This window comes from Erythrobacter sp. SN6-5, assembly GCF_057364945.1.
This window is the reverse complement of the sequence record NZ_CP200282.1, coordinates 1,823,598-1,847,944: the sequence shown is the minus strand read 5'-3', so window position 1 is coordinate 1,847,944 and position 24,347 is coordinate 1,823,598. Positions and strand designations below refer to the sequence as shown.

The following is a 24,347-nucleotide window of genomic DNA, read 5'->3' as shown; positions in this document are numbered from 1 at the left end:
CGACGAACATCGCAATTTGGTGTATGTAGGTAGCTGTGAGAAAGGCGTGCCTATTCAAATGAGTCGGCGATGCCTGAGAGGAGAGCCACGATGGCAACAGCGGCAGTGACTGAACACGAATTCGAACACCCAATGGATAATATTCCAATCCGCAACCTTGATTTCGGTGCAGATGAATTGTCAGCCGAGTCAATAATGTGGAGCCGTTCTTGCCCGGAGTTCGGCGTCTTTCTGAATGCGTTCAGCGTCCATGTGCCCTATTTTGAGCGCTATCTTGTCAAAACGATGAACACCTCGCGCAAGTATGTTGCCGACCTTGATCTGGTCGAAGACATGAAGGCGATAACCGGACAAGAGGCCCATCACGCGCGCAATTTCATCGAGTTCAATCGGCTGATGGCGGAGCGTTACCCAAAGATCGGCGAGATCGAGCAGCGTAACAAGCGTGAGTTCATGGCGATGGCAAAGAGCCATTCCCTAAAGGAACTGGTTGGCTTCACCGCTGGATACGAGACCTTCACGTTCCTAGCTGGAATGATTGTTCTGGCTAATTATGAAAAATGGATGAGCGACTCCGATCCGGTAGTGAAAGCGATGTGGGTGTGGCATCAGGTCGAGGAAGTCGAGCATGGCGCAGTGGCTTTCGAAGTCTACAAGCATATGTTTGGCGAACATGAGTGGTATCGCAAGTGGATGATCCTCAAGGCGCTGTTGCATATCGCCAAAGAGGTCCTGCTGGCCTATACGGTAATGTGCCGCGCTGAGGGTCTGATGCGCAATCCGTGGCGCGCGACCAAGTCGATGTGGTTCCTGTTTTCGACCTTTGCAAAAATGGTGCGCTATTCGCTGCCTACATTCTCATCGAAATATCACCCGCGTCAGCATCCGCTGGCGACGACAAAGCAGAACAAGATCGCCATCGCATGGCGTCGATTCACGCGGAGGGGCGGCGATCCGTTGAAGATTGACCGCAAGAAAATGCGCGAAATCACAGGCTTCGCTTGACACGGATTTAGACGAGTTCGTTTAGTCTGATCGCATCGAAATCTCTTAATGTGTTTCCCCCGCCATTAAAGCTGGGTGTAGCCAGTCTGGCGGTTCCTGTTTGTCTGGCTTCTGTTTCGCCTGCTTTTGCTCAAGGCCAGCAGATTGTAGCTCAACCCGATCCACCCCCCAGTATTGAGAGCAGAAGCCCTGGAGATGTGGATATGGGACCGGGGGCCTACAAAATGGAAACCGTCGATCTTCAGATTGGTCAAGGTGCGTTTCCGAATGGGCTCTCGCTTGTCCGCAGCTACAACAGTTCCAGCGCGCGATATTACAGTGATCGGGCCGGTTATGCATCACAAAGATGGTCGCATAACTGGATGATGCATATGACGACAGGCCAGATGCGAAGCCCGGTGGAAGATGGATTGCAAAACCCGCTCTTCCCAGATCCTACCACGGCGCCAATCGTTGTTGATAGCCCTCGCAGCGAGGAGTATTATCATTCGGTTGTGTTATCAAACACATCGGGCAACTTCGAGGATGCCAGCGCCAATGACGAAAGCCTCGCATACGATTGATCCGCTGCCTTTTGATGTCCGCTGCAAACAGCGGCCCAAACCGGTTCCACCAGAAACGGACAGTTTCGTGAGTGATATCGATCCCGTGCTGAGCCAGAAGATCTTCGATATTCCTAAGCGACAGAGGAAAACGCACATACATCAACACCGCAATGCGGATCACTTCCGGAGATGTCTTGAAATAGCGAAATGGACCGGCTAAGCTTCTTGCGTCTGGGCATCAAACCGCCCTACCCAATCGACCCTAAACTTCAATCAGGTACGTTTAATCTGACAAGACCGTCTGACAAGACCCTGCCTTGCAATCGTTGCTGCTGCAATCGCGTCTGGCGTCTGCAAAGCCGCGCTTGCAAAGAAACAGTACGATCACTATTCGGCCGTCTTTGTGTTGGTCGCAGACAGAAAGCACGATCAGGCGGGCGCCTAGCTAAGTGGTTGATCACACGCTTCACACGGGTGGGGTTGCAAGTTCAATCCCTGCCGCGCCCACCACAGTTGACCATGCGTCATGCATGTCAGCACTGCTTTGTCTGCGCTCAATGCTAGAGGGATGACGGGACGCATGAATAATCGCATTTCTCTGACGGCACGACTTGTGTGCTCAGCGGCAATGTTGAGCGCTACGAATGTTGCACAGGCTCAAGTTGCCGAGCCGAGCACGGACGCAGAACCACCACCGTCCGTCTCCCTCACACCAGCAGAGTTGTTCGATTTTGCCGACAAGGCGCGCGCCGCTGGAAACTACGAAACCGCAGAGAATGCGTATCGAGCCCTGATCGCAAACAGTCCGCTAGAGCTGCGTAACGAAGCCCGCTTTCGGCTGGCAATGATGCTCGCTGATGACCTCGACAACCCACAAGGCGCAGCAATCCTGCTTCGCGAGATTTTGGACGAACAACCCGATGTTGCGCGCGTCCGCCTCGAATTGGCGCGGGTGCAAATAATGATGGGAAATCTGCGTGAGGCCGAGCGCGAACTGCGGGCTGCGCAAGCCGCTCGGCCTGCCGCCAGATGTTGAACGCGCTGTGCGTTTCTTCGCGTCATCGATGAATGCAGCGAAGCCGTTTAGCCTGAATTTCGAAGTCGCGCTGGCCCCTGACAGCAATATCAACCGTGCCACACGATCGGATTCGCTCGAGACAGTGATCGGTGACTTCACACTCTCCGATGACGCTCAGGAGACATCAGGAGTAGGCCTCGCCCTCCAAGGCCAGGCTCAATATCGACAAGCCGTTTCACGAACGACCAGCCTCAATATCACCGCCAATGCGCGCGGGCGGCTGTACCGTGAATCCGAATTCGACGACTACATTGTAGCGCTCCAGGCAGGACCAGAATTTCGTTCCGGGACCGACCGTATTCGCGTGAATGCAACCACATCATGGCGCTGGTTTGGCACGCGCCCTTTTACGTTCGCCTATGGCGCGACTGCAGATTATCGCCACGTACTGGCAAAACGAGCACAACTGCGGGTCGATGCGGCCTACGTACGCTCGGATGACCGCTTTAACGATCTTCGGTCAGCCGAAAGGTTTAACCTTGCAGCAGGGGTCGACCGCGCTTTCTCTACAAAATCAGGGGGTGGGATTCGCGTGTCGGGCGCGCGCGCAATTGCCAACGACCCCGGATTTTCGAGCGTGGATGCTCGGCATTGATATTTATGCTTTCCGCGAATTTGGCGAGATCACAGTTGTAGCCAGCGCTGGCTACAATCTGCTGGAGTTCGACGAGAGACTGCTGCTGTTCCCAGAAAGGCGAGTCGATGATCGCGTTACACTGGGCCTTTCGGGCACGTTCCGAAATCTGCGCATTGGTCCTTTCGCGCCCGTTGCCCGAGTGCGGTTCGAGGACAATCGCTCCAGTGTTGGAGTTAACGATTTTCAAAGGGTTGCCACCGAGCTTGGTTTTGTATTAGCGTTCTGATTCTGATTTGGGGGAGTTGGGCCGCATTATGAAATCGAAAAAAATTTTGCTCTGCTCGTTTGCGAGCGGGCTCGCTTTTGCTGTGTCTGCATGTGGTGGTGGTGGAGGCGTTTCGAGCACGCCAACGCCGCCGCCGACGGGTGGAGGAGGCAGCCCAGCGCCTGCACCGGCTCCAGCGCCGCCACCTAGCGATGCCAATGGTGATCTCACCGGCACATTGCTGAGCGAAGACTTCACCAATGTTGCGGCCTCTGCATCACTGGCCGCTGACGCCACCACTGTTACCACATCACAAGGCGCGATCACCGCGAGCATCATTTATGACGCGGACACGCAAGCCTACACGCTCGAAACGCCCGGTGGCACGATCACATTTGTCGCCAGCGATATCGATGACTCGCAAAGCAGCGATACTGTCGTCGTGTATTCCATCACCAATGGAGACACGACCGATACGCTTACGTTAACGCGGCCCGGCACATCTGGCCCGATCACGTATCAATATGTCGGCAGCGCGTTCTGGCAGTCGACAACCACGGACGCAACATCAGGATCGGGCAGGATCGATTCGATCGTCTATGGCGTGGAAACGCCCGATGCAGACGTGCCCAGGACCGGATCGGCTGACTATGCCGTAGATCTGATAGGGGCGATTACGATCGGGGAGAATGTATCCCCTCTCGGTGGCAACGGAGTGGCGTCGATCGATTTCGCCTCGGGTAGCCTCGTTATTCTCGGCAGCCTGACGCTCGCACCCAATCTTGGCCCCGGCAGCGCATTCAGCGGTCTGGCGAGCCTGTCAGCGACGACCGGAGAGTTTACTGGAACTTTCACCTTGAGCGATTTTGGCCAGTTCGATGGCGCGATCGCAGGGCGTCTGTTCGGTCCTGCCGCTGAGGAGATTGGAGGCGCGTTCTCTGTCGTCGATACCGGGACAGAGCGTGTTGCGACCGGTACGATCATGGGTCGCCAGGAGGTAACTCCGCCCAACACCCAGTTCAATGATACCGATCCGCCGCTCGACAATAGTCAAACGTTCGCGGCATCGGAAGCTGTGCTATCGTTCAATGCAACGGATCGTGCTTAGCCAGAACGGTTTCTTTGATTTCGATTCGATCGGAACCGCTGATAGCCGTCTCACAGTTAGATTTGACGCTGCATCGGGCAGGTTCTTTTTCGTCGGCGACGGGGTCGATGCTCTGCTCGACCCGCAGTTCGGCTTTCTCAATCTGGGGCCAAGCGATTCTGCCAGCATTGAATCCGATCGCCTGACATATGTGAATGCCTCGGGCTGGAAGCTTTTTGCGCCTGACGACCAGACAGCCGGCTGTCGCGCCATTCGTTTTTCATCTACGGTTTCGAAACTCCAGCTGGCGATCTCCCAACCACAGGGAGCGCTGACTATGCTCTGAGGTTTGCGGGAAGCGGGGTAGACCCTGATTTCAACGCCGACCTGCTAATCACTGGCACAGGCGTTTTGCGCGCAGACTTCGAAACAGGCACGATTGACCTTAGCGGTGGCCTCGACATATCAGAAAACATCTTCTTATCTGGAGTCCCGTCACAAAGCGTGACGGCGGCTTTGGCCGGAACCGGGACCATTGCATCGGGGATTAATTCGTTTGGCGGCAGCTTGTCGTTCGATGGATTGGGCAATTACACCGGCACATTCGATGGTTCATTCTTCGGCCCAGCGGCAGAGGAGGCCGGTGGGACGTTCACCGCCTCAGACGACAACGGTAGCGTTGTTGGCACTTTCATCGGCGCAGAAGACGATGCGCTGACCGGCGGCCAAACGCTTGCCGGGGCGACCGAACCGGTCGAAGCCTACGCACTGTTCACGACCGGCGGCGGATTGCCGCGCGGCGATGATGTGCGCTTTGATCCGACCGCTGGCACGTATGAGATCGCGGTTAATCCGGACTCGCCTTCCGAATTCAGGATCACGCTCTCGTCGGCCGATTTAGATGCTGCCCAATCTGACGATACCTTTTCGGTCTACAACCGCGCGGGCGAGCCCGGTGTGACCGACCGAATTCTTAACCCCGGGGATGAGAACACGACCATCGCATTGACGTATACGTCTTTTGCGCAGATCGGTTTGCAATCCCCCGCTGGTAATTTGGCCGGGCAAACACAGGGCGTTTTCGGGGTGCAAACGCCGACTGCCTAGCCTGCCGCAGGCGGGAACAGGGACGTATGACGGCGTGGTGTTCGCCATCGGAGAAGTCGCTCCAACTGGCTATCAAGGAGAGATTACGGGCACTTCGAGCGTGATCGCTGACTTTGGTGCTGGAACGCTCGATATGACGTTCGTACTGTCTCAAGCCGATGCGATGAACACTTCGATCGGAACCTATCTGTTCGGCGGGATGATCGCGACGAACGGTTTCTTCGGTAGCGCACTTCAAAGCGAAAGTTACGTTGGGTCGCTCAATGGCGCGTTCTTTGGCCCTGGTGCCGAAGAATTTGGGGCGGTGTTCGATATCATAGATGATGTGCCGGAGGGTCGGACATTCATTGAAGGTGTGACTGTCGGGAAAAGGCAATAGATTTTGGCGGTGATAGCGATTTAGCATTACGTAAATGCACGAGCTTGATTGCCTCGCAGTCACTCTAATGTCCGTCGTCAGGACATTTGGCACAGACTGAGAGTTGATCGTTTGCCTTAGTTTACTGCGGATCTCAGGTTTTCGATGACTTGTGTGCTCACCCAATAGATATCGGCATCCCCATCACCTCCTTCTTCATCACTTCCGTAGAAGAGGTACTTGCCGTCGGGAGAGATCGTGGGAGCTCTCTCACTTCCGGTGGAATTTATATCATCCCCTAGATTGACCGGCCTGGTCCATTCGTCGTTGGTTGTTTTGAAGGAGACATAGAGGTCATTGTCGCTTCGACCTTCGTCTTTCTGGTTTCGAGCGTTGAGCACGATGTAGTCTTGCGACGGTGCAATGAAGGCGTGAACTCCGAAATCAACCCCAACGGGCTCAATTTCCGAGAATGAACCATCTTCCCCATAAGCGCGACGGTTCTGGAAATTCGTTATGCTGAAATAATAGAGATCACCGTTCGCAGATTGGTTGGGAAAGAAAACCTGATCCTCGTTGATGGGTGAATGCAATTGCCTTGCCTCACCCCAACCGCTCTCGACGCGATCAGCGTACCATATCTTGTTGTATGTCAGATCTGAGCTGATCGCTGCGAAATAGAGCCTCTTCCCATCGGGTGTCACAGAGGGGTGCATTTGCTCATCGATCTGCCCGCCGGTTAAGTCGGCCTTCTTGACCGAAGACCACTCGCCGCTTTCAAATTTCGAAAAATAGATATGAGCTTCCCTGGCTTCGTTGTTCGCGTTGAAATAGACTTCATCAAGATCGGGAGAAAATGAGACGGAACCCTCGTGCCGTCCGGGCAGGGATACAATGCCGGGCGCGAACACCTCGGGGACAAGGCCGGGCGGTTTTTGCCCGAAGTATGGCTCCATAAGCTCTCTGCTGTCATTTTGATCAGGGCTGCAACCGCCAAAGATCACTGCGCCGAGTGCGGTTAGAATTGATGGTAAGATGCGCCTCTTCATTCTCCTATGCTCCTGTCTTGTTCTGCCAAGGAATCGAATGCATCCGGCGCCTGACCTCGGATATTCTCAATCATGCGTATGATGTGTGCCGCCACAAAATCCGGATCTTCACCTGCAATCGCATGACCTGAATTTTGCCTAATGATTAGCTCGGACGCGTTTGAGTATCCTGACAGCTTTTCTTGGGCTGTCCTCCATTCGTCCTCAAATTCAGGGGGCAGACCACTCGGTACTTTCCCGCGCGCCAGAACGGTGATTGGAAGGCTCCCCAATCCTTCCGATTCAAGCCGATCATAAATCTTCGGATCAGTAAGCCTGAAGGCTGAATCGTATTCTCCGTAACCGGGCATGTCGCGGGAATAGATCGCTTGGAACCATTCCCTGTTCTGGATCGACATTTCGTCAATCCAATCAGGCTGGCCATAATCTAGGCCAACTCGAACTATTCCAGTACGCCATCCAAATTTCATCAAGGCTGTGTGCCGCCCAAGCGCACCAATTGTAACTGCTGTCTTCTCAAACCAGAGATCAGGTTCCGAGGCGTCAATCAAAACAAGGCCCGCCACGTTATCTTGCCAGTCCATTGCAGCTAGCAAAGCTATCATTCCTCCATATGATTCAGCAACGAGAACGAAGGGTCCCTTTTCTCCGGCTAGGGCGAGGAGATCATGGAGGTCGCGGGTCACCTCGGCGACGCCTTGTTCGCGATTTGCAGGCTCGCTCCAACCAAGCCCGGCCCGGTCATACGAACACACTCTTGTCTGCGGCGCGATGCGATCCTGCAACTCATACGACACAACTGATGGCGCGCCAGCACCGGCAATCATCACGATCATCGGACTGCCTTCGCCGATGCAGCGAAGGTGCAGCCTTGTGCCATTCACATCTATCATAACACCTGGCGCTGGATATTGGGCTGCATCTTTGCGTTCAAGATAGCACTGAGTCAGTATGCCGCCCCCTAGCAACAGCACGACTGCTATCACGAGGCCGAGCATTACTTTCTTGGGTCTAACGACGCTTCCCACTTCAGAAAGCCCTCATGCCTATGGTTCGCCGTTTTGGTCGATCAATTGTTCGGAGGCCTCAAAATAGGCTGAGAGACCGGAACGCAGACCTTGTTTAAAGGTATCCACGTGATCGGCCGCATCAATAACCTCAGACTTCCACCGAACCCCGTTCGGGGCCACACCCTGTAGGACCTGTTTGAACCGCTCAAAGATTGGTCGCCTGTCCGCTTCATTCCCTTCGGTGCCGATCGAATGATAGACAAAAAGCTCCAGTTGGGGTTTGCTCTCCAGCATCTCGCGCACTCGATCATGAAGGTCGCTATCATCAGGTGCGCTGCTCCTGACGATAGCTGCGTCGAATAATTCCGGCCTTCGCGCTAGAGCGTAGGTCGCGAAGCGACCAAAGCGTGACCATCCAGCGAAGGTTACGTTCCCATCAACGCGATATTCTTCACGCAGAAACGGAAGCACTGCATCTTCGACATGCGCCAGAGTCTTGTTGGCGTTTTCGCTCGCCTGTTCGTCGCCGACTTCAACAGAGCCATCAACATAGTCAAGCGACGCAAGAATGATGTCATGCTGACCTCCGCGGGCGTTGAACCCGTCCACTACTTCCCGCGTCCATTCATAGCTTTCCTGATCGAATGCAAAGTGCATGAGAAGGGCGTATTTTTCCTCGCTTGCAGTATCGTAGCCTTCGGGAAGTGTGACTGTAACGTGCCATGGTGTGCCCCGATGTCTTGACTCAGTGGCAAAGCGCATCTGACGCACGTCGGTTGGCTCCACAGCAAAGTCACCCGAACATGCTGAAATCAACACCGCGAACATCATGGCAAGCGAAGCGTTCAAACTTCGGAGAGTGACGATAGCTAGCGAAGCTTGGGAACTGCTGGCAGTATGAAACCCGAGATTGTGCTGCATCCCTCTGGCCTTTCTTTGTATTGAATCAATGTCACGGTCTTCGCGAGCAAATCATTGCGACCATCGCCAACTGCGACACAACGGTTGGCATCTCAGTCCACGAAAGCCGGGACGATCCGTTCCGCTGCTATCTGCAGAGCCTTAGGGTCTCGCATCCCCGCTGTTGTCACAATGACCAGGTCCAGTTCCTCAATCAGGATTATGAACTGTCCACCGCCACCTTGCGCTGAAGTTGCGAAATACGTCTTATCGCCGACTTTTAAGTCGGCACTCCACAAGAAATAGCCATATCCCTGACCAGAGACATCTTTGCCGCCACCATAGATGCGATCATCACCGTTATAGAGAATTCTGCTGGTCGCTTTGGAGATATACGCTTCTGGGATCAGCTGCTCACCGTTCCATTGCCCTTTGCTCATTGCGACGGTGCCAAACTTGAGCATATCACGCGAGGTGAAACTGGATTTCCAACCTCCTGCTGGCAGGCCGCCCAGACCGATACGCCACTCGTAACCGGCGATGCCCATCTTCTGGAGGAGTTCGGTTTTGATGAAACTCTCGGCACTGCCGGGCACAACGGCATCAATAACCTGCATGACGATCATGCTGCTGTAGTTCCCGTAAGCAAACTCGGTCAGCACCTCATCGGTTATCGGATCGCTTTGCTCGAATATGGACTGAACCAGTTTTTGCCCATCGATTAGGTCACGATATTGCTCAAATTCCTCTGCCTTTGCATCTTCGATGCGAATACCCGAGCGCATGGTCAGTGCTTGGTGTAACGTGACTTTGTCCGCGCCTTCGACAAGGTCGGATCGATCAATATCGGTGAGGAAGCTGATCACGGGTTTGTGCAGATCGTCCATGGTCAGATAGCCCAGCTGGATCGCGCGCCCCAACGCGAGGCTGGTGTAGGTTTTCGTTGCTGATGCCTGTGGGTGGCTAAGGTTGATCCGGCCCCGTTGATAATAGGACTCAAAAACAAGCTTGCCTTTGTGAGAGATAAGCAAACTGTCGACTGCACCGTGCTGACCGAGGGACAATTCCTCCGCCAGACCCAAAACCATCTGTCGGTCGCCGCCGTCTACGCCCAATTCGCCGACGGCAATGCCGTCGTCTCTGTCCTCAGGAGCAACCTCGAAAAAGCCGCTGCCGAGTACTGGCACCTCTCGGATGTCTAATAGATCGCTGTCTGCCTCAATTGGCCACGCTGATGAAACATAGTCCACATTGGGATCGCCCCAGTGCTTAGTTTCTTGCGCAGCCTCTTCTGCCTTTATGAGCTGAGTTGGCAGGCCGATCATTATGAGGGAGGCCATCGTGAGAGGAATGAGATGTAAGGCACGCTTCATGATCTATCCTTTGAAAGGCTCATCTTCTTGTCGCTGGGTAAGCGTAGAGAATTACTCGCTATTGAACCGCGCCAACCATTTGACGCCGCGGATTACGGTTTCAGGAAAGGCCGTGGCATGGTTCGAGTCTTCGATTATCTGGAGGCCAGTAAGCGCCACGCCAGATCCGTTTCTTCGCTCTAGAACTGACATCAGATTGTCGACGCGTTCTCTCGCGTCGACCTCCAATTCACCAAGAGACACAAAAACGTGGGCGTTCAGAGCTCGCATTGCGGATGACGTCTCGACTTCGAGTTCATCGATGTATTGCGCGCTGCGGTCATTAAGGGCAGGGCTGCCGAGGATGTAATTCTTGAAACTGTCCGGTTGTGAAAGCAGGATATACGCGCCGAATTCTCCGCCTAGAGAATACCCGAAATAGGTGCGCTCACTAGGGTTGGTGCGGTAGTTTTCGTCGATATGCGGAATAATCTCATCGCGAATAAACGAGAGATGATTGCCTAGCCTGCCCAGGCTGAAGTCTAGCTTGAATTTCCGGGTTGTCATGCTCGGTCGTCGTGTAGTCCCGAAACCGGCTGATATTGGCCCGCGCCTCCGGGTGATTTGTCTGATATGATATGCCGACCAAGATAACATTGGGCATCAAGAACTCGGTGGCACCAGACAGCATATCCATGTGCACCACTGCATCGGTAGTGTAGATCACCGGGTATCTGGCGTGGGTATATTCCGTATAGTCTTCGGGCAGCTTGATATAGAGTTCATATTGCCGGTCTGTGCCGCTTTCCTGGATCGGCACGACCTCCGTTCGAGGCATCTCGTAAGGCTTGAGTCCGACGGCCTGTAAGCTGGTGAAGGGCAAGACCAAAAGACAAAGTACGACGGCGGTTTTCTTCATCATCTTCTCCTGCACTTCCGCGATGTGGACAAAGAACGCGATTGTACTTGCGACCTTTCCAGCGTGGGTGTGAGAGAGCTATGCGATGAAGGACGCTGACCGAAAGGCCATTATTGTACCAAGGTTTCGCGAGGCGGAGATTTGAGACATTTTGATACAAAAGATCTATCCGTGCTGCGGTCCACTGCAGTATTACCACCGCCGTAAATTGCACGAAAAAGTCTATGACTGAAACCCAGAGCCCACATATCCTTATTATTGATGACGAGCGCGATATCCGCCGCCCGCTTGCAAAATATCTGAGTGAGAGCGGGTATCGGGTCAGTCACGCTGAAAATGGTCGTGAGATGGATAAAATCATGTCCAAGGCGAAAATTGACCTAATCGTGCTTGATGTAATGATGCCGGGTGAAGATGGATTTTCCATCTGCAAGCGATTGCAAGCAACCACTCGCATACCGATCATTTTGCTTACAGCCCTGAAGGATGACGCTGACCGAATTGTCGGACTGGAGCTCGGTGCAGATGATTATGTCTCGAAACCTTTTAACCCCAGGGAACTCAAGGCCCGTATCAAGACCGTGCTTCGGCGCACCCTCATGCTTCCGCCGCGTTCGGAGCGTCTCAACGGCAAGGTCAAATTTGATCGTTGGCAATTCGATCTCTCCCAAAAACAGATCGTCGGGCAAGATGATCTGGTCGTACCGCTAAGCTCGGGAGAGCATGCGCTTCTTATGGCTCTAATTGAACATGCGGGCACTACTCTTTCCAGAGATCAACTCATGGACCTGACACGTGGCGCAAGCGCACCGGTATTTGATCGTCGAATTGATAATCAGATCAGCCGCTTGCGGCGCAAGATCGAGAGAGACACCAAAAACCCAGCCATTATTCAGACAAAATGGGGCGGCGGATATGTGTTTTCAGCGGAGCTTGCCTGGTCTTGAGAAAGAAAACATCCAGCTTTGCATTTGATACAGCCGAGAACCAAATTCTTGTAATTCTTGTTTTGGCTTTCGTGGTCCTATTGGCAGGTTCGGCCATCTATCAGGTTAGCCAAATTCGCTCTACGGAGGAGTGGGCGAAAAGCGATTACATCGCCAAGACGATAATATTTAGAGTCGTCAATTTAGACCGAATGAGGCCGGAAGAAATACCGGGATTTGTTGAGACAGCTTCGTCCTGCGATGAAGGCTTCACGGTAACGGATAAGCCCTACGCGAACCCGTCGGAGACAGCGGCTGCAAAGGACATTCGGCGCTCTGTTCTGGCAAATTTCGGAAAGATGCCGAAGTCCATATCCTTGGATAAGTCGATGAACGACGTTTCTGTCGCGAACGCCGCATTCACCCAGCGCGATTTTGCTTTTTTCAAATGCGAACCTGACCAGATCAACTTTCCGATTGAAGGCGTGGTGATCAGTATTCGGCTCAAAACAGGAGAATGGTTCAATCTGGGCGTCACTGAGCAAAAATTCGACTTCGGTGGAGATACAATTCTTTCTGCCATACGGATCGATCTTTTCTTCCTTTTAGTCGGCATCATCGCAATCTTCTTCGTTCGCCGTCTTACGCAGCCGCTTTCTCGCTTGACCAAAGCCGTGTCGCGGTTTGGCTCAAATCTGGAAGTGGAGGATGTTGAGGAAAACGGGCCGGGCGATATCAGGAATGCGATCAGAAGATTCAACATGATGCAGCGCGAAGTGCGTGACGAGATGAAGCGGCGTACACAAATGCTGGCCTCAGTTGGCCATGATATTCGTACACCGCTTACGGCTTTGAGGGTAAAGGCCGAGCTGATTGAAAATGAGGAAGCGCGTGAGGAGATAATCGCCAGCATTGAAAAAATAGAGCGCATCACTGCGTCCGCGCTCGACTACGTGCGTGGCGAGTCGAGATATGAGTCCAAGCAGCATGTCGATCTACGGGCGCTCATTGAAAGTGAGTGCAGCGAGTTTGAGGAACTCGGGCATCAGGTTAGCTTCAAAGGCGAAGGTGACATGCACTACGACTGTCGCCCCATCGCTCTTGCTCGTGCGATTAGAAACCTGATTGACAATGCGGTGAAATATGCCGGAAGCGCAGATGTAGAACTGGTCAAAGGCGATGAGTGCATCGAAATCTGGGTCCTAGATAGCGGACCTGGTATTCCAGACGATCAAAGAGCTAAGGTCCTTGACCCTTTTACCCGTCTTTCAGAAGCTCGAGAAAGTGAAAAGGGAGGTCTTGGCCTTGGCCTGTCGATTACCAAGGCCATCGTTGACGGCCACGATGGAGTTTTGAAGCTTGAGTGCAATGAGCCAAAGGGCTTGAAGGCCGTTATTCAGCTGCCCTTTAACCGATGCCGCGCCGCATGACTTAGCCGCTTGTTCGGAAAATGGCTGCATCGCTTTGCCGTAGTTCAAGCTGAAATCCAAAGACGAAAAGTGGCAAATCCATAGTCTTTGGTGTCAGACGTGGAGTCTCTCAAAACACTTCCTTTTGGGGCGAGAGCGGGTGCTGTCAGTCTAACGCGAACTCGTCTCCGCTAGACATAGGGCGCCCTACCCTCGCCGTTTCTCAAGCCATGAGGTTTTGCCACTCAGCAAATGCTGCTGAGCGGCGGGTTTTGTAAGTTTGTCTATCGATGAGGTGGCGTTCGGAGTTGAAGTGATTGTGGATGTTGGCGTGAACTGAAGCGAACTTCTGGAGCGACTTCATCCTTCTGAAACGCTGCATAACTCGCTCTCTTCGTCGGAACGGCAAGTGGCTGTTCTCAGCCCGGTTGTTTTTCCATCTTCCCATTTCACGTCGGCATTCATTGCCCAATTCTCGCATCGGTGCTGTCAGTCTAATGCGAACTCGTCTCCGCTAGACGCAGAGCGCCCTACCCTCGCCATCGATCAGGCCATGAGATTTTGCCACTCAGCCAGTGCGGCTGTGCGGTTGGTCTTGTAAGTCTGTCTATCGGTGAGGTGGCGGTCGGTATTAAAGTGGTTGTGGACGTTGGCGTGAACTGAGGCGAATTTCTGCAAGCTCTTCATCCTCCGAAATCGCTGCATGACACGTTCTCTTCGTCGTAATGGTAAGTGCGAATTCTCAACTCGATTGTTTAACCACCTACCCATTTCCCTACGACCTTCAATGCCGAGATTGTCGAAGGCGGCCGGGTAAGATCGAAGCCCATCGGTGACGACTTCAGCCGGACTTCCGTGGTTCTTAAGTGCCTTCTTCATGAAGCGAAGTGCAGCTTTCTTGTCGCGCTTTTTGGTGACGTAGCTCTCGAGAACTTCGCCTTCTTGATCCACCGCCCGCCAGAGGTAGTGTGTCTCGCCGTTAATCTTCACGAACATTTCATCGAGGTGCCAGCGCCAATGGCGGAAACCTCGCATCCGGCTGATCCGCTGGCGTTTTATGTCAGCGGCGAACATCGGGCCAAACCTGTTCCACCAATGCCGCACCGTCTCATGGCAAATGTCGATCCCCCGCTCGGAAAGCAAATCCTCGACGTTCCGCAGACTCAGTGGAAAGCGGACATACATCATAACCACAAGCCGGATGACCTCGGGTGATGAGTTAAAGCGCTTGAATGGGCTGTCTGGTTTGCGGCGTCTGGGCATCCAATCGCCCTACCCTCGCCGCCTCATTCCGCAATAGGTACAGTTAGTCTGACAAGACCAGTTAGTCTGACAAGACCGTATGAAACCCATCCAAAGAGAAAGTCATCTTCGTCCGTAAGAACAAACATGCTCTTATCCAGAAAGGGGGCCATAACGTGGGCGCTGCCATAGACGTTTAGGCGCCCTACATGATACGTATTAAGAGCGGTAACTATCTCATCGCAAGGTCACGAGCATCGACCTAGTCGAGTATTTGGAAGAGTGAATAGCTTGATGCAAATTTTTGAAAGCATGGAGATAGTGCATGGAAAGGTTTGACCTCATAGTTCGGAATAGACTGGTTTGGCTCGGGTTTGGCATTGCAGCTCTTATGATAGCGGTGATGTGGTGGCGTGGCTGGTTCATCGAGCATGCATTTGGCGCTGAGCGCAATCAGGAGGAGGCAACTCCTCTTAATCCCAACGGCTTTGGAGACGGCAATTTTGATAGTTTTCGAAGTATCGAAAGCCAAGCTCGGATCAATATTGCCGCAGAGGATCTGCGGCCGTTCATTTCGCACGGCTTTAATGAAGCGATTCCGCATGGATTCTCTTGCGAATACAATTTCTACTATGATTCTCACAGTCTCGGGGTCTTTTCAGATATCGAGGGTGAAACCGAAACAGAACCTGCCATACCTTGGACCGATGCGGAGACTTATAACCTCATTCTGTCAAAGGAACCGAAGTTCAAAGAGATCACTAATTGCGTGCCATATTCCTTCGAACGATGACTTAGTTCGATAGTGATCCTTCCGTTTCGGTGACCACGGAGCCTAAAGCAAGCCGTCCTTTCACCCCCATAAGCTGCCCAGGCTTGCTCAACCGCTGCGACCTGTAAGGCGATTGTCGGCATCTCTCGCTGATCCGCTAAATGCCGACATTTTGCTCACGACCCATAAGTGGACTTCTGCATCGAATTGAGCCTTGATGACGCGTGGAAAGCGAATCAGGTTCGCAATACAGAGGGCATTCATACTAAAAGCGCTTTATGTGAACGCACTCTCGTAGGGCATGTGATGCACAGGTCAGATTCGGGAAATTGATTACTGAAATTCTACGTACTTGCAGATGGGGGTAAGCGATGAATTGGAAACGCGTAGCACTGGCTCTTGGAGCAACGGCAATCGCAGGTGTGGGGGTCTATGCTGGCAGCGGATTACTTAATCCATCAAACAACAGCGGGAACGGAAACGAGCCGATCCAACTCGCGGAACCTTCCAAACTCGTGACCGAAGCGATCAGCACGGATTGCGGTCTCACTAATGCCAACGACGATACGACCGCCAAGTCTGGCGTGGTCAGCGCTAGCGTGACCCGTGCACGTGTCACGGCCTCTCAAGATGTTGACGAAGGCATGGATGTTGCGGCCGCGATCGAAGCGGGCGATTGCCGTTTCCGGCTCGATGGCATTTGGACCGAAGATCTACCTCTTGCGCTCGACACCTCGATTGAAGTTGACGGGTTCTCAAGCATGTCTGGCGGTTCGCTTGATCCGTCGCTGCTTCACAGCACATTCGTTACACCGCGGGTGTTGATGATTGAGGCAGAAGAGGACGCCTCTTTGCTTACGATCAGAGACGCAACCGACCCGCAAAATGTGGTCACGGCCCGCCAGGAAGACGAAACACCTCTCGCGGATGTTTTCACTGCTAACGGCACGCGCAAAACTTATCTTCTCAACAAAAACCTAAGTTCAGATGTGGTGAATACCAGTTCAATGCGACGGATCGACGTCGATGTCACACGCACAGGCCGCGTCCGCCTCCGGATCGAAGGCACGAACTACTATCGTCCGACAACCGACGCGTTTGGCGACAAGGAAACGGCATCGACCAACGCTTGGATGATTGAGCGCAATCTCGACAATCTCGATGCCAGTCTGAAGGGGTATGACGCGTATTCACAGGATCTGTTTCAGCTGAATACGAACAGCAAGGGCCGCGTGTTCGAAGCCGCCGACCCCGACAAATACACCGTTACCGAAAAACGCACGGTGCCCTTGGGCTTCAAACTTGTTTCCGAGGGCGCGCAGGGCTCAGTAATGAGCTCAGAATTAATTCGGACTGAGCGCGAATATCAACGCACAGTCACTGTCAGCCTGGGCATGAATGTCGGATTCGAAGGAGAAGCTGCTGCAGGCGGCATTGGTGCCAATTACACTGACAGCAAGACCGAGGGCATGCGTGAAGCAAACGCCCGGTCCATCACCAATGGCTATGGCTTAGCACAAGATCTATGCACTCGTGCTCGACCAACCTTTTGCCCGGCTGTCTGATGAGTTTGTGGACGCGATTGAAGATGCAAGGCGGTATGGCCGCTATGACGAGCTGATCGAGCGCTTTGGCACTCACTATCCCTATGCCGTAACTTATGGCTCCGCTGCCAAGATGTATGCTGAGTTTGAAGAAAGTCAGCTCAATGAATGGCAGTCAAAGTCGGAGGATATCAATGGTAATGCTGGTCTTGCAATAGGCGGCTTTGGAGCGTCAATATCGGCGGGCCGGTTTGAGGAAAATCGGGAAGCGAACTCTTTGCTGGAATCAACAGAGTACAAAGATTTCCTAGCGGTTGGTGGCACCGGAAGCTGGAATCAAGATGGATTTGGTAGCGGCACGCCTTACCCGATCCTGGCTGATATCCGGCCGCTCTACGAGCTTTTGAACCCGCTTAACTTTCCGGGCGAGCCCGAAATTTATAAAAAGGTTCGCACCGAATTGCGCGAAGCAACCGCCGCCTATCTTGAGCAATTTGGACAGGGTTTGAGCGACAAACGCCCGCGCGTAGAAATGACATATGAGATCAAGCCGCTGCGCATCTATTGCCGCAATGGCGCCAACGGACTGCCCAAGGGTTTGGAAACAAATCCTCAGCACTTGATCGATGGATCGGTAAGGCTAGAGCTTGGCAATGGCACGCAGATCTTTGGCTCCAAGAACAGCGGCACTCGCACATGGAGTGATATGAAGATCAATTGCTGGTACGGCGAACCTCGCAGCAAGTCTCTCGACCTTCAGCCTATCAGACTGACCGGCACTTATGAGGAGATTAGCCAGGCAACACTAAATTGGCATGTAAACCTCAAAACTGAACGGGTCACGCTGGTCCGGAACAACCGTACCTATGCAAATAAGACAAGCTGGGGCTTCTCGGTTCCGCCAATCTTCAAGGTTGGCGGAACCCAAGATGTCACCAAAGTGATCAGGAAGCGCTCCGCAAGCCTACCGGAACTCCATCTGATCGCCGAAGTAAAAAGGGTCCGCTGACTAAAGCTATTGGGGGAAGACATATGCTAATTCGAAGACGGATGATGACTGGTGCGGTGATGGGCCTGGCGCTTGTTACTCTGCCCGCATGCAGCGGCGGAGTCGAAAGTGAGACCGTTGCCGCAGAAGGTTATGCACTCGACATGCTAACGCTCGATGGCACGGAAACGCTGGCGTTCGAACCGGATGACCGCCTTGCTCCTGCTGAGCAATCGACCATTGAATTCTGGGTTAAGGCTGGCTGGGAAGACGCACCTGACTTTGATCCAGTCGTGCTGTCCAATGCTGGCGAAGAAGGCGCATCTTATCTCGTCGCAATACAACGTGAGCGCGATGGGCTAGCGGTCACATCAGGCGAGCAAACTGACGTCGTACCATTCGATTTCAGTGATGGAGAGGCCCACCATGTGGCACTGATCGATCTGGGCGGCCCCGCGGCGGTGCTGGTTGATGGTGAGCTGGCAGGTGAGCTTGATCTAACGCTCCAGGCCGTTCCTAGCGAAGGGTTTTACATTGGTTCAGCCTACGGCGAGGAGGACGGGTTTGTTGGCGCAATCGGTGGCATACGGATTTGGGATGTTGCCGTCACGGCGGACAATCTAATCAAGTATCGACTCAAGGATGTGCTCGATGTCAGCGACCCTCATCCCGATCTCGAATACCTCACAATGATCAGTAATTTTGTCGATCAGGATATCGTGGTGATCGATCAGTAAAATCCTGTTTACGTCACACCAAAGAGAAAAGGGCTCCGCAGTTTGAACTACGGGGCCCTTTTTCTAAGCTTAAGAGATTTTATTATGGGCGTTGCCCAACTTTCCCATTGGGGAGACGGACTAGCCGCTGAAGCTCTGCACTTGGGCGCTGCTGATCACGGAAAGTGACCTTGCGCGGCGCTGCTTTGGGCTTTCCCGAAAACAGGCTGCTGAACCAATTGCCGATCCGAGTCAGAATGCCTGGCTTCGAGACATTATTGATAGCCTTGGCAGGCTTTCCTTTACCCATCTGCCGCGACGCTGAAGACTTGCTGCGGGTGCTCTTAGCGCTCTTATAAGCTACGATGTTGCGCGCGCCTTCATTGCGAGCTCGTTGATTGAGCACAGATGCGGCGGTGCGGGCCGGAGCGCGCTTGGTGGTCTTTTTGGAATACTTGCTCGCGCCTGGACGAGTCTTGCTTGCGCTCGACGCCGTTGTCTTCGCGCCCTTGCCCCGTGCTTCGACAGCTTCTGGTACGAAACTTATCGCTAATGCGCCTGAAATCGTTGCTGCAGTTATCATCGTCGCAATCTTAGCCATGATCCTACCCCTATCATAAAATGAAGCACATTGGCTTCTTTGTTCGTGCGACCGAATCTGCATTTAATTGGGTCAACATGTACCGAACGCTTACCCAATGCAAAGGGGAGGTTCATGTTTAGCGCCCAAAAAATGAACAGTGGAGTTTCTCCGAGCTGTTACGATGGCGCTGTCACTCACAGAGGAAATCGTCTCCGCTAGATATAGAGCACCCTATCCCTTCCTTTTATCAAGCCATGAGGATGTGCCTCTTGGTTAGGACTCCAGAGCGGTCAATTTTTGCAAGTCTGTCTGTCGATGAGCTGGCGTTCAAAGTTGATTGCGGCCTGTCATTCGAAAGCGGACCGTCAACTAACACCCCCATTTGCGGTCGTTAGACCACGACCAAAACTGGGCCGAAGGCAGACAGTCCGGTCTCGGCGGTTCAGAGATCGAAAGCAGACCTCTAGCTAACGACGCAAACGCGGCCATAATTGTAGTATCGCCAAAAAAAGGGTTCAAAGAATGCCCACTGCGCATCCGCCAACCGCACCGAGATAACCCCCGCAAAAACTATCTTGAATCACATCTCGAACCGATTGTGAATCCACTTTTGATCAGGGCCTAGAAAAGTGCTCAAACAAACGGCTGCCCAAATCCAGATCATTCCAACAGCTTTCGAGCTTTACTTCACTCGACCGACGGTCTGCATGGGCTTGCATCTGCTTAAAGAAAGAGTCTTGTGGGATTGACTGCGATTTTAGCAGCTTCGCAGCAACCTCATTGGCCAGTTCCATGCCATGATCGCGTGACAGTCTATCTGGCTCCAAGAAACAACCCAAGAGCTCTCGCATGTCCCATCGGCTTCCGTTGTCGGGCCTTGCTTCAAGGTCGAATCCAACCGGCAAACCCTTCTGTTGCACAATCGCTTGAAGTAGCTGCGCGCATGCTGAAATGTAACTGTCTTCGGACTTCGCATGCTTAGCTAATCTCGTTCTTGGGAAAATGTCTTCAGCCGTAAGTTGCGGACTTATTGCCAAGAAAGAGGTTAGTATTGGAATAACGCCCGGGAATTCGTAAGTTGACTTTGCTAGTTTTGCGAAAGGTGTCGACGGGCCATTGTAGGGATCAAGTAGAGAGAAGCTGCCTTCGCGCCCCACCTGGTCCAGGCGCGCCAAAACACTCTTATTGCTAAAGACGTCGGCTCGAGCAAAAGGGAGCCAATCGATCCAATGTTGCCTCTGCCACGCACCTTGGCATTCTTGCAGGAGCAGCAATGCTTCGTCTGGCCCTATAAACTCCTCAAACCGTTGAGACGCTGAAGGCGCCGCTATGCTCAATGCGAACTGTACGGTGCCCAGGAGTTGCTTTTTAGGCGATCTTTGAGCTTCGTTAGCGAATTCTAAGAGGCGGCTTACCCATTGCTCTTCAGCTACTTCATGACTGATACTAACAGAATGCATACCGAGACCAACTGTTGCCACTCTCTTCTCGAAAAACTCTCCGCTCGACCAAACGGCAAGATCTTCGATCGTTATACCTTGGCGCTTCCAACGCTCTTCAGCTGCTTGCCAATCTTCGTATTGGCCGTAGTCGCCAGCTAGAACTCTTTTTGCAGAGTCGGTCAGTTCACGCGGGCCGTCTTTTCCAGCCAACAGACTTGAGAAGACCCAGGGAAGGTGGGGTAGTTTTCGAAACAGCTCCAGCTGGCTAGTCGCGCATTTTAGGAGCTCCGCAAGACTGTCAACTGATGGCTTGGAGCCGAAACTGCGCAACAGCTGCAGCGGCTCCCATTCGTCGGTCTCTGGGATGTCGGCGTATGCTTGCTGAAGCGAAGTTGGCGGATCTATCGGCGCAACCTGAAAGGTGAGCGGTAGTCGTTTTTCATCAAGCGTAAGTTTTATCGGATGTCTCTCTCTGGATTCCAATACATCCATGATCGGAAAAACACGGACCAGTTCTCGCTGCCAACTTCGAAGTGATGGTATATTACTAGATCGAACAGACTTGAAGAAATTGAGAGGTTTTGAGCGCTCGAAGACCTTTCTCATATGCCGAGATCTGGAATTTTCAGGTTGCAGCTTTCCTGAGTACTGAAAAATTTCGACCGCGCCGTCTGCACCTACCGGCCACGTCTCCTCGAGCTTTTCATTTGCCCAGTCTTGATCATACGATGCACAGTTGAGCAGCAGGAGTTTTGCGCCTCTCTGAATAGTTGGGATCGTAGAACCGAGCATTGATGTGACTAGTATTGCTGACCGATCCAATTCTTGCTCACATTGCAGCGCGAGCTTATCGGGTATCGCTAGTGGTCCAGCTTCAGCCAGCTGAACGGCCATTGCGAGGAGAAGGCGTCTGTATTTCGGCTGATCGTATGCTAAACCGTCCTCCAACAAGGCGAATGCCAATTGAGACCCCGTTCTTACGAGCCGGTCGACTGCTTCGGCCTCTATGTTCATTGTCTGACATAGAGTAATTACTGTGTCTCGGTAATGTTGGCTATCGGTTACAGAGAAGCACTTGCTGGCCGCAATCAGCAGGACGTGCCTCCAATGCGAGCGATTAGCTATTCTCTCCAGGCGCCTTTGAACAACGACTTCACGGCCTGTCATTAAGTAGGCAGCAGCCATAAACTCTTGCAATGATCGAACTTCGAAGTTGTATTGATCCTCTTGGTTTTGAACAATGAGGACTAGCCGTTCGGTCGAAGCAGTTTGCAGTTGTTCTGCGGCCGCTTCGAGTTCTTCTCCTTCGAACTCTTCATCCAACAGTTGACCTCTGATCAACTGTGAAAGCTGGTCGCCAGTGACAAAAGATTCACTGCTACCTTGGCTCTCGGCGTCAACGTGGAGAATAAAGCCCACTTTGTGGTGTAAGACTGTGATTGCTCTTCCCCACAGTCTCATGGCTTCTCCGACTTGCCCCACCTTGCCTTGCTCTCTCTCAAGAACAACGTTGAAGTACTTCTCAAAGAGGCTCCAGCGATCCGACGGCGCATCTCCTCTCTGGTCGATTAGCGCCAATAAGATAGCCACCTGTAGCGGGCTTACCATCAGTCTCGATGTGGTTGGACTTTTGGAAGCGTCGTCAATGCGGGTAAGTACGCGCTCTCGTTGAACTGGATCGCTCAGTATCTGAGAGGCTAGCTTTGTCGCGTAGTTTACCGCCTCTTCAGGCGCTAGCGGCACCATCTCGAGTTTTGTGTAGAGGCGCGGATCAAGATCATCATTATACCCTTGCGGTCGCGTAGTTATGACCATCATCAGGTCAGCATCGGGAGCTTCGTCCCAAAGCTCACTAACAGCTCGGATCACGGAGTCCCGATTTGCGCTGGGGGGCACCTCATCTAGGCCATCGAGAATGAGTAGCGTCGGATAGGTGCTGATCCATCTACGAAGATCATCGGGGTGAACTTCGCTTCCTGCCACTCTCCCAATATGCCCGCATAGATAGCCCATAAGCGACCGGGAGAGAGGATCGTCATCCGTGATCGAGTCAGCGAAATTCGGCAAGTCTATCCGCAACGGGAAGCGTTTAGGCAGACTTATTGCCAATCCAGATTCTTCCGCTCTTTTTAGAGTTGTCTCGGCGATCTTTGCAATTTCGGCTGGGACTGTTTTCGAGCTATCCGCGGTCAATATTGAAGCGCGCGCAATCTGCGCCATGAATTGCGATAACGTCGATTTGCCTTGGCCTGGACCGCCCAAGAGCAAGATCCGTTCTGGACGGCCATTAGAGGTGATAGCCTGCTGCCTAACGCTCGCTTGGTCTAGTTGATCTTTCGCGCGATCCAACAAAGCGTCAAGAAGGTTTGAGCGCTCTCCGGGCTCGAACTCGATCCTGCCTATTGTGATATCATCATCAAGCGGCTGCAGGCTGAGACTGGGCTTAAGGCCACGCTTGCTTAGCTCGGATGCCACCTTTGACCAAATCACAGAGGCTCGTCTTGAAAAGGAGATGACTCATGTCTGATGACTATGAAACCGGGTATTGCAAACCGCCCAAAGAGCATCAGTTTTCCAAGGGCAAGAGCGGTAATCCGGCTGGCCGACCACCGAAGCCTAAAGGCAAAGTCGGGTATGATCCAAGCTCCATCCTCACCAAACCGGTAACGGTGCGATCCAACGGCAAGGTGAAGAAAATGTCAGCCCTAGAAGTTGGGCTGCGCAAGAAGACTGAGGAAGCTGCAAAGACCACATCCACCCGTAAATTGCTGAAAGCCCTAAAGCTGTTCGAAGATGTCGGACTTGTCGTGCAACCGTCCAACTCAAAACACATCCCCATTGTACGCTTTCCGAGGCGATGGGACGCAGATGAATATTGGGCGATGCTTGAGAAATACGGCCCTCCTCCATGGCACGGACCAGATGATGGTCTGCCCATGAACGAGTCCAAGACCCACCCTTTATCAGAGTATAGGAAGCAACATGGCTGATAATAACAATGGCAATGACAACGCCGAAGTCGGCTATTGCAACCCTCCTAAAAGCGGTCGATTTCGGTCAGGCGAGAGCGGCAACGCTGGCGGTCGACAAAAAGGCTCACGAAACAGAAAGACCATTCTGCGCGAGATCGCCAACGAGGAACGCATAGTAACCATCGACGGTGTTAAACAACCAGTACGAACGTTAGATTTGCTGTTCTTGCAACTGCGCAATCTGGCTTTGGCTGGCGATGAAAAGGCTCTTGAGGCGTTCAACGACTGGAATGCGAAGTTTTGCGAGGAGGCTGAGGCAAAACTGACCGTAGGCCTATGGATCAGTGAAGGCACGTATGGGCCAGAGGATTCTCCCCTCAGAGTAGAGCGCATCAAGCAAACCTAGACTTGACTTCGCCTCCAGTTCGAGCACCAATGGCCCGGCCTTAAACGCACCGGATTGAGCCTTAATCCGATAGCAGTTCCGCCCTCAACCGCTAG

Annotated in this window: 26 protein-coding genes and 2 pseudogenes; 17 read left to right on the top strand and 11 right to left on the bottom strand. The window is 53.0% G+C overall.

Going from position 1 to position 24,347, the window contains the following annotated elements:
* The first annotated feature begins 90 nt into the window (after positions 1-90).
* Positions 91-1,005: a metal-dependent hydrolase gene (locus AC0V6Z_RS09255; RefSeq protein ID WP_486176470.1), complete on the top strand. Its 915-nt coding sequence runs from the start codon at positions 91-93 to the stop codon at positions 1,003-1,005.
* Positions 1,006-1,208: 203 nt separating this feature from the next.
* Positions 1,209-1,568, top strand: coding sequence for a hypothetical protein (locus tag AC0V6Z_RS09250; RefSeq protein ID WP_486176514.1), 360 nt, complete (start codon positions 1,209-1,211; stop codon positions 1,566-1,568).
* Here the strand turns inward: AC0V6Z_RS09250 and AC0V6Z_RS09245 are convergent.
* Positions 1,531-1,731: pseudogene (locus AC0V6Z_RS09245) on the bottom strand (IS6 family transposase); the annotation flags it as partial. The gene AC0V6Z_RS09250 and the pseudogene AC0V6Z_RS09245 overlap by 38 nt on opposite strands.
* Before the next feature lie 447 nt (positions 1,732-2,178).
* Between AC0V6Z_RS09245 and AC0V6Z_RS09240 the strand changes: the two are divergent.
* From AC0V6Z_RS09240 to AC0V6Z_RS09210, 7 genes are all read left to right on the top strand, one after another.
* Entirely contained in the window at positions 2,179-2,586 is a 408-nt protein-coding gene (locus tag AC0V6Z_RS09240) for a tetratricopeptide repeat protein (protein WP_472638230.1), read from the top strand.
* Positions 2,528-3,223, top strand: coding sequence for a surface lipoprotein assembly modifier (locus AC0V6Z_RS09235; RefSeq protein WP_472638229.1), 696 nt, complete (start codon positions 2,528-2,530; stop codon positions 3,221-3,223). Before AC0V6Z_RS09240 ends, AC0V6Z_RS09235 begins: the two co-directional genes overlap by 59 nt.
* Complete coding sequence (locus tag AC0V6Z_RS09230; protein WP_472638228.1) at positions 3,210-3,491, top strand: hypothetical protein; 282 nt, start codon at positions 3,210-3,212, stop codon at positions 3,489-3,491. Before AC0V6Z_RS09235 ends, AC0V6Z_RS09230 begins: the two co-directional genes overlap by 14 nt.
* A gap of 28 nt (positions 3,492-3,519) precedes the next feature.
* Entirely contained in the window at positions 3,520-4,578 is a 1,059-nt protein-coding gene (locus AC0V6Z_RS09225) for a hypothetical protein (RefSeq protein ID WP_472638227.1), read from the top strand.
* A complete protein-coding gene (locus tag AC0V6Z_RS09220) occupies positions 4,559-4,903 on the top strand; it encodes a hypothetical protein (protein ID WP_472638226.1) in 345 nt (114 codons plus the stop codon). The genes AC0V6Z_RS09225 and AC0V6Z_RS09220 overlap by 20 nt, the downstream gene beginning before the upstream one ends.
* 65 nt (positions 4,904-4,968) lie before the next feature.
* Entirely contained in the window at positions 4,969-5,664 is a 696-nt protein-coding gene (locus tag AC0V6Z_RS09215) for a transferrin-binding protein-like solute binding protein (protein WP_472638225.1), read from the top strand.
* A complete protein-coding gene (locus AC0V6Z_RS09210) occupies positions 5,579-6,043 on the top strand; it encodes a transferrin-binding protein-like solute binding protein (RefSeq protein WP_472638224.1) in 465 nt (154 codons plus the stop codon). The genes AC0V6Z_RS09215 and AC0V6Z_RS09210 overlap by 86 nt, the downstream gene beginning before the upstream one ends.
* A 116-nt stretch (positions 6,044-6,159) precedes the next feature.
* On the opposite strand, the gene AC0V6Z_RS09205 is transcribed toward AC0V6Z_RS09210, so the two are convergent.
* The 6 genes from AC0V6Z_RS09205 to AC0V6Z_RS09180 form a co-directional block, all read right to left on the bottom strand.
* Entirely contained in the window at positions 6,160-7,071 is a 912-nt protein-coding gene (locus AC0V6Z_RS09205) for a hypothetical protein (protein WP_472638223.1), read from the bottom strand.
* A complete protein-coding gene (locus tag AC0V6Z_RS09200; RefSeq protein ID WP_472638222.1) occupies positions 7,068-8,069 on the bottom strand; it encodes an alpha/beta hydrolase in 1,002 nt (333 codons plus the stop codon). Before AC0V6Z_RS09200 ends, AC0V6Z_RS09205 begins: the two co-directional genes overlap by 4 nt.
* A 48-nt stretch (positions 8,070-8,117) precedes the next feature.
* Positions 8,118-8,843, bottom strand: coding sequence for an alpha/beta hydrolase-fold protein (locus AC0V6Z_RS09195; RefSeq protein WP_486176513.1), 726 nt, complete (start codon positions 8,841-8,843; stop codon positions 8,118-8,120).
* Between the two features lie 251 nt (positions 8,844-9,094).
* Complete coding sequence (locus tag AC0V6Z_RS09190; RefSeq protein WP_472638220.1) at positions 9,095-10,354, bottom strand: serine hydrolase domain-containing protein; 1,260 nt, start codon at positions 10,352-10,354, stop codon at positions 9,095-9,097.
* 51 nt (positions 10,355-10,405) lie between these two features.
* A complete protein-coding gene (locus tag AC0V6Z_RS09185) occupies positions 10,406-10,900 on the bottom strand; it encodes an alpha/beta hydrolase (protein WP_472638219.1) in 495 nt (164 codons plus the stop codon).
* On the bottom strand, positions 10,827-11,252 hold the full coding sequence (locus AC0V6Z_RS09180; RefSeq protein WP_486176469.1) for an alpha/beta hydrolase: 426 nt from the start codon (positions 11,250-11,252) through the stop codon (positions 10,827-10,829). The genes AC0V6Z_RS09185 and AC0V6Z_RS09180 overlap by 74 nt, the downstream gene beginning before the upstream one ends.
* Before the next feature lie 224 nt (positions 11,253-11,476).
* Between AC0V6Z_RS09180 and AC0V6Z_RS09175 the strand changes: the two genes are divergently transcribed.
* Positions 11,477-12,199 carry a response regulator gene (locus tag AC0V6Z_RS09175; RefSeq protein ID WP_472638217.1) on the top strand — a complete coding sequence of 241 codons (723 nt, stop codon included), beginning with the start codon at positions 11,477-11,479 and terminating at the stop codon, positions 12,197-12,199.
* On the top strand, positions 12,196-13,608 hold the full coding sequence (locus AC0V6Z_RS09170; RefSeq protein ID WP_472638216.1) for an ATP-binding protein: 1,413 nt from the start codon (positions 12,196-12,198) through the stop codon (positions 13,606-13,608). Before AC0V6Z_RS09175 ends, AC0V6Z_RS09170 begins: the two co-directional genes overlap by 4 nt.
* Before the next feature lie 202 nt (positions 13,609-13,810).
* Here the strand turns inward: AC0V6Z_RS09170 and AC0V6Z_RS09165 are convergent.
* Together AC0V6Z_RS09165 and AC0V6Z_RS09160 are read right to left on the bottom strand one after the other, a co-directional pair.
* Positions 13,811-14,074: pseudogene (locus AC0V6Z_RS09165) on the bottom strand (DDE-type integrase/transposase/recombinase); the annotation flags it as partial.
* 59 nt (positions 14,075-14,133) lie between these two features.
* Positions 14,134-14,850 (bottom strand): IS6 family transposase, encoded by a 717-nt coding sequence (locus AC0V6Z_RS09160; RefSeq protein ID WP_472638215.1) that lies wholly within the window; start codon positions 14,848-14,850, stop codon positions 14,134-14,136.
* A gap of 304 nt (positions 14,851-15,154) precedes the next feature.
* On the opposite strand from AC0V6Z_RS09160, the gene AC0V6Z_RS09155 reads away from it, so the two are divergent.
* From AC0V6Z_RS09155 to AC0V6Z_RS09140, 4 genes are all read left to right on the top strand, one after another.
* On the top strand, positions 15,155-15,622 hold the full coding sequence (locus AC0V6Z_RS09155; protein WP_472638214.1) for a hypothetical protein: 468 nt from the start codon (positions 15,155-15,157) through the stop codon (positions 15,620-15,622).
* Positions 15,623-15,972: 350 nt separating this feature from the next.
* On the top strand, positions 15,973-17,166 hold the full coding sequence (locus tag AC0V6Z_RS09150; protein WP_472638213.1) for a hypothetical protein: 1,194 nt from the start codon (positions 15,973-15,975) through the stop codon (positions 17,164-17,166).
* The gene (locus tag AC0V6Z_RS09145; RefSeq protein WP_472638212.1) at positions 17,135-18,154 is read left to right on the top strand and encodes an MAC/perforin domain-containing protein; all 1,020 of its coding nucleotides are present in this window, start codon (positions 17,135-17,137) and stop codon (positions 18,152-18,154) included. The genes AC0V6Z_RS09150 and AC0V6Z_RS09145 overlap by 32 nt, the downstream gene beginning before the upstream one ends.
* 23 nt (positions 18,155-18,177) lie before the next feature.
* Positions 18,178-18,870 (top strand): LamG domain-containing protein, encoded by a 693-nt coding sequence (locus tag AC0V6Z_RS09140; protein WP_472638211.1) that lies wholly within the window; start codon positions 18,178-18,180, stop codon positions 18,868-18,870.
* 82 nt (positions 18,871-18,952) lie between these two features.
* On the opposite strand, the gene AC0V6Z_RS09135 is transcribed toward AC0V6Z_RS09140, so the two are convergent.
* Together AC0V6Z_RS09135 and AC0V6Z_RS09130 are read right to left on the bottom strand one after the other, a co-directional pair.
* The gene (locus AC0V6Z_RS09135; protein ID WP_472638210.1) at positions 18,953-19,450 is read right to left on the bottom strand and encodes a hypothetical protein; all 498 of its coding nucleotides are present in this window, start codon (positions 19,448-19,450) and stop codon (positions 18,953-18,955) included.
* A gap of 596 nt (positions 19,451-20,046) precedes the next feature.
* The gene (locus tag AC0V6Z_RS09130; protein ID WP_472638209.1) at positions 20,047-23,364 is read right to left on the bottom strand and encodes an NACHT domain-containing protein; all 3,318 of its coding nucleotides are present in this window, start codon (positions 23,362-23,364) and stop codon (positions 20,047-20,049) included.
* A 29-nt stretch (positions 23,365-23,393) separates the two neighbouring features.
* Here AC0V6Z_RS09130 and AC0V6Z_RS09125 point away from each other — a divergent pair, with 29 nt between their 5' ends.
* A complete protein-coding gene (locus tag AC0V6Z_RS09125; RefSeq protein ID WP_472638208.1) occupies positions 23,394-23,864 on the top strand; it encodes a DUF5681 domain-containing protein in 471 nt (156 codons plus the stop codon).
* The gene (locus tag AC0V6Z_RS09120) at positions 23,857-24,252 is read left to right on the top strand and encodes a DUF5681 domain-containing protein (protein WP_472638207.1); all 396 of its coding nucleotides are present in this window, start codon (positions 23,857-23,859) and stop codon (positions 24,250-24,252) included. The genes AC0V6Z_RS09125 and AC0V6Z_RS09120 overlap by 8 nt, the downstream gene beginning before the upstream one ends.
* The last annotated feature ends 95 nt before the right edge of the window (positions 24,253-24,347 follow it).

Bases quoted from the DNA above. Each gene is read 5' to 3' on its own strand.
- AC0V6Z_RS09255 (WP_486176470.1), top strand. From the start codon at position 91: ATGGCAACAGCGGCAGTGACTGAACACGAATTCGAACACCCAATGGAT.
- AC0V6Z_RS09250 (WP_486176514.1), top strand. From the start codon at position 1,209: ATGGGACCGGGGGCCTACAAAATGGAAACCGTCGATCTTCAGATTGGT.
- AC0V6Z_RS09240 (WP_472638230.1), top strand. From the start codon at position 2,179: ATGTTGAGCGCTACGAATGTTGCACAGGCTCAAGTTGCCGAGCCGAGC.
- AC0V6Z_RS09230 (WP_472638228.1), top strand. From the start codon at position 3,210: ATGCTCGGCATTGATATTTATGCTTTCCGCGAATTTGGCGAGATCACA.
- AC0V6Z_RS09225 (WP_472638227.1), top strand. From the start codon at position 3,520: ATGAAATCGAAAAAAATTTTGCTCTGCTCGTTTGCGAGCGGGCTCGCT.
- AC0V6Z_RS09220 (WP_472638226.1), top strand. From the start codon at position 4,559: ATGCAACGGATCGTGCTTAGCCAGAACGGTTTCTTTGATTTCGATTCG.
- AC0V6Z_RS09205 (WP_472638223.1), bottom strand. From the start codon at position 7,071: ATGAAGAGGCGCATCTTACCATCAATTCTAACCGCACTCGGCGCAGTG.
- AC0V6Z_RS09200 (WP_472638222.1), bottom strand. From the start codon at position 8,069: ATGCTCGGCCTCGTGATAGCAGTCGTGCTGTTGCTAGGGGGCGGCATA.
- AC0V6Z_RS09195 (WP_486176513.1), bottom strand. From the start codon at position 8,843: ATGCGCTTTGCCACTGAGTCAAGACATCGGGGCACACCATGGCACGTT.
- AC0V6Z_RS09190 (WP_472638220.1), bottom strand. From the start codon at position 10,354: ATGAAGCGTGCCTTACATCTCATTCCTCTCACGATGGCCTCCCTCATA.
- AC0V6Z_RS09185 (WP_472638219.1), bottom strand. From the start codon at position 10,900: ATGACAACCCGGAAATTCAAGCTAGACTTCAGCCTGGGCAGGCTAGGC.
- AC0V6Z_RS09180 (WP_486176469.1), bottom strand. From the start codon at position 11,252: ATGAAGAAAACCGCCGTCGTACTTTGTCTTTTGGTCTTGCCCTTCACC.
- AC0V6Z_RS09175 (WP_472638217.1), top strand. From the start codon at position 11,477: ATGACTGAAACCCAGAGCCCACATATCCTTATTATTGATGACGAGCGC.
- AC0V6Z_RS09160 (WP_472638215.1), bottom strand. From the start codon at position 14,850: ATGCCCAGACGCCGCAAACCAGACAGCCCATTCAAGCGCTTTAACTCA.
- AC0V6Z_RS09155 (WP_472638214.1), top strand. From the start codon at position 15,155: ATGGAAAGGTTTGACCTCATAGTTCGGAATAGACTGGTTTGGCTCGGG.
- AC0V6Z_RS09150 (WP_472638213.1), top strand. From the start codon at position 15,973: ATGAATTGGAAACGCGTAGCACTGGCTCTTGGAGCAACGGCAATCGCA.
- AC0V6Z_RS09140 (WP_472638211.1), top strand. From the start codon at position 18,178: ATGCTAATTCGAAGACGGATGATGACTGGTGCGGTGATGGGCCTGGCG.
- AC0V6Z_RS09135 (WP_472638210.1), bottom strand. From the start codon at position 19,450: ATGGCTAAGATTGCGACGATGATAACTGCAGCAACGATTTCAGGCGCA.
- AC0V6Z_RS09125 (WP_472638208.1), top strand. From the start codon at position 23,394: ATGTCTGATGACTATGAAACCGGGTATTGCAAACCGCCCAAAGAGCAT.
- AC0V6Z_RS09120 (WP_472638207.1), top strand. From the start codon at position 23,857: ATGGCTGATAATAACAATGGCAATGACAACGCCGAAGTCGGCTATTGC.